We start from the raw sequence: 3,559 nt of genomic DNA, 5'->3' as shown, positions 1-3,559 counted from the left end.
GCGCAACCCCGCCTCAAGCGCCAGCGCGGTATATTTCTTGCCGACCGAACAATCGGTGCCGACGGTCAGCAGGCGCTTGCCAATCCGCTTGCGCCCGGAACCTGGGGTGAAGGCGCGATCGGGCTGGCGCAGATCGAGCACCGCGCGCCCGGTGCGGTCTCGCGCCTCGGCGATCGCTGGGATGTCGTTCAGCCGCTGGTGCATCCCTGCGGCGAGGTCCAGTCCCTGTTCCAGCGCCTCGACCATCGTCGCGACCCAATGTTCGGGGATGAACCCGCCGACATTCACCACCCCGACGATCATCGTCCGCGCGCCGGCGCGGGCGGCCTCGGCCGGCGTCATCTCGGCAATGCCGAGATCGACCGCGCAACCGGGTAATCGATGCTGCGCCGCGACCAGCTCGCCGCGCCATTGGTTGACCCCGGCAGCGGTCTTGGCCGCGCTGAATTCGCCCACGTCACCCAGGAAAAGCAGATATGGTGCCTGCATCGTTACCCTCGTCTCGTCGCCATGTCGGCGATGACGGATGGCGCAGCGCGCGGCGTATCGCTTTGCCATTCCGGGCCAGCCGTTAGCCGTCACGGTGTCGGCCGAAAAATCGCGAACTGGCGGACCCCGATGGCTAAACCATCCCACGCGGAATGAGTGAAATCCTTGTCGACCAATCATTGCGGGACGGGCGACGGAACCGATGCAGCAGAGGCAAGCGAAATCAGGATCGACGATGGCTTGGGAGATCGGCCGGCTCGATGCGCACGATCAAGCCGCGCTCGTCCGTCGCGGGGAGGTGTCGGCGCGCGAATTGTGCGAATGGGCGATCGAGCGAATCGAGGCGCTGGACGGCGCGCTGAACGTCATCACCTATCGCGACTATGACGCCGCGCTCGACCGTGCGGGGCGAGCGGCCGGGCCGATGGCGGGCGTGCCTTGGCTACTCAAGGACGGCCTCGATTATCGCGGCATGCCCAACCGCAGCGCGAGCCGGTTGCACCGCGACGCCCCGCCGGGCACGGTGGATTTCCCGTTCACCCGGGCGTTCGACGATTGCGGGATGATCGCGCTGGGCAAGACCAACGCGCCCGAATTCGGGCTGCTGCCCACTACCGAGCCGTTGCTCTATGGCCCGGCGCGGAACCCGTGGGCGCGCGATCGTTCGCCCGGGGGATCGAGCGGCGGCGCGGCGGTGGCGGTGGCGACGGGAATGGTGCCGCTGGCACATGCGGCGGATGGCGGCGGATCGATCCGCATCCCGGCGTCATGCTGCGGGCTCGTCGGGTTGAAGCCAGGGCGCGGCGCGACGCTGCGCGCCCGCGCGCCGCATCTTATGGAGGATCTGCTCGCCTGCGACATGCTGCTGGGACGCAGCGTGCGGGACGTGGAATGGGCGATGGCCACGGTCGCCGCGACCCCGCCCGGCGCCACGGCGCCGCGCGACAAGCGGCTACGGATCGCGGTGATCACGACCAACCTGAACGTCGATCAGCCGCATCCCGAGGTGCTCGCCAGTACGATGCGTAGCGCGCGGCTATGCGAAGAACTCGGCCATCACGTGTTCGAAGCGCCGCTGCCCTATGACGGGCCGGCGGTGATGGCGGCGTTCAAGGCGATCTGGGCCTATCTCGCGCGTGACGTGCTGCAAGCCGCGCGCGCACGGTTCGGCGCGGCGGCCGATGCCGGCGTCGAGCCTTGGACGCTGGGGCTGGGCGAATGGGCGGCCGGCGCCGCGATCGACGATGTCGACCATCTGTTCCGCGCGATCGAGGATGCGCGCCGCGCGCTCGACACCGCGTTCGGCGATGCCGATGTGATCCTGTCGCCGGTGCTCGGCCGTCCCGCGCTGCGCATCGGGGAACTGGCCCCCGACGTGGATTTCGACCAGATCATGAAATTGATGTTCGATTATGTCTCCTATACCCCGCTGCACAATCTGACCGGCCACCCGGCGATATCGCTGCCGGTCCAGCCCGGATCGGACGGCGTGCCGATCGGCACGATGTTCGCGGCGCGGCGCGGGGGCGAACCGTTGCTGATCGACCTCGCCTATCAGCTCGAACGCGCGGTGCCGTGGAAAGATCGCTGGCCTGATTGCGTTCCCGGCGTCAGCATCGGCTGATCCGATGACCGATCCGCACCCGCCCGAGATCCTTTCCCGCAGCCTGCATGACATGCTGATGCAGCTGCGCGACCCGGCGTCGGCGGACGGGCTCTCGACACGCAAGGCGGACGGATGGAGCCACCCGACGCCTGGCGGGCTTGGCTTTCGCCACGAATATGACAGCAATGTCGCCAAGGGCGGGTGGGAGTTCTACGAGCTTCACAACGGCATCTGTGTCGCGCTGGTGAACATGGTCGCGCGGCGACAGATCGCGCGCAACCACCGTTGCGACGATTACCTCGCGCTGTCGGCGGTGCTCAACGGCAATGTCCGGCTGGCCGATCCGGCCGGCACCGATGGCGAACTCGCCGACGGTTATTGCACGATCTATGGCACCGGCGGCGAGCGCAGCTTCGATACGCTGTACGAGGCGGGCGATCATCTGCGCTGGGTGACGCTTTATTTCGAGCGGCGGCGCTTCTTCGCGCTGACCGGGCTCGCCGAGAGCGATATCCCCGCGGATCTTGCGCATTATATCCGCGAGGGCGGCGATTATCCGATCCGCAACGTACCGTTGTCGGAACTGGCCTCGCTGACCGCGCATCAGCTGATCTCGCCGCCGTTCGCGCGTGCCTTCCGCGGCTCGTTTATGTCGGCCAAGGCGCTCGAGCTGGCCTGCCACATCCTCTTTGGGCTGTCCCAGCCCGACAGCGAGCAGTTCGGCGGTCGTTTCGAGGCGGAAGACCACCGGCGGTTGAAGCGCGCGATGCAGATGATCCGCGGCAACATCGATCAGCAGATCAGCGTCCATGAAATCGCCGAGGCGGTAGGCATGACGCGCCATCGCCTGCAGATCGGCTTTCGCATGATCTACGGCGAGACGGTGGGGCGTATCCGCGACAAGCTGCGCATGGAACTCGCGCTCGATCTCATCCGCGATTCCAAGATGTCGATGATGGAGATCGCACTGGAGACGGGATACGAGCATGCCGCGAGCTTCACCCGCGCGTTCAAGGCGGCATTCGGCGTTTCGCCGATCCAGATGCGCAAGGTAGCGAACGACGAATTGCGCGTCCGCCATCTCGCCTCCAGCCTCAAGCGCGGGAGCAAAGTGGCGGCCGACGACGATGCGTGAGACGCGCGGTGCGAGGATCCCGCGCGGTGCGATCGTGTTGCTGCTCAGCGCGATCTATGCGGTCAATTACATCGACCGGCAGATCCTTGCGATCATCCTCGAACATATCAAACACGAGTTCGGCGTTTCCGATACATTGCTGGGGTTGCTGGTCGGGCCGGCGTTCGCCTTGTTCTACGCGACGCTGGGGATGCCGATCGCGCTCGCCGCCGATCGGATGAGCCGATCGCGCATCATCGCCGCCTCGCTCGCCTGTTTCAGCGTGATGACGCTGGCATGCGGGCTGGCCGCGCGCTTCTGGCAACTCGTCGTCGCGCGGATGCTGACGG

General features: G+C 66.7%; 3 protein-coding genes and 1 pseudogene. 3 read left to right on the top strand and 1 reads right to left on the bottom strand.

Annotated features, from left to right (window positions below; translation table 11 throughout):
* Positions 1-489: DUF1611 domain-containing protein (locus BGN95_RS14085; protein WP_286773009.1), on the bottom strand; the 489-nt coding region annotated here is incomplete at its 3' end.
* Positions 490-724: 235 nt separating this feature from the next.
* Between BGN95_RS14085 and BGN95_RS14080 the strand changes: the two genes are divergently transcribed.
* The 3 genes and pseudogenes from BGN95_RS14080 to BGN95_RS14070 form a co-directional block, all read left to right on the top strand.
* Entirely contained in the window at positions 725-2,113 is a 1,389-nt protein-coding gene (locus BGN95_RS14080) for an amidase (RefSeq protein WP_286773008.1), read from the top strand.
* A gap of 4 nt (positions 2,114-2,117) precedes the next feature.
* Entirely contained in the window at positions 2,118-3,230 is a 1,113-nt protein-coding gene (locus BGN95_RS14075) for a helix-turn-helix domain-containing protein (protein WP_265312638.1), read from the top strand.
* Positions 3,223-3,559: pseudogene (locus BGN95_RS14070) on the top strand (MFS transporter); the annotation flags it as partial. The gene BGN95_RS14075 and the pseudogene BGN95_RS14070, both read left to right, overlap by 8 nt.

This window comes from Sphingomonas sp. 66-10, assembly GCF_001897045.1.
Lineage (GTDB): Bacteria > Pseudomonadota > Alphaproteobacteria > Sphingomonadales > Sphingomonadaceae > Sphingomonas > Sphingomonas lycopersici.
This window is presented reverse-complemented; position numbering and strand designations above follow the sequence as displayed.

What these genes read in the sequence shown, in the direction of transcription:
- BGN95_RS14080 (WP_286773008.1), top strand. Translation starts at nt 725, where the DNA reads ATGGCTTGGGAGATCGGCCGGCTCGATGCGCACGATCAAGCCGCGCTC.
- BGN95_RS14075 (WP_265312638.1), top strand. Translation starts at nt 2,118, where the DNA reads ATGACCGATCCGCACCCGCCCGAGATCCTTTCCCGCAGCCTGCATGAC.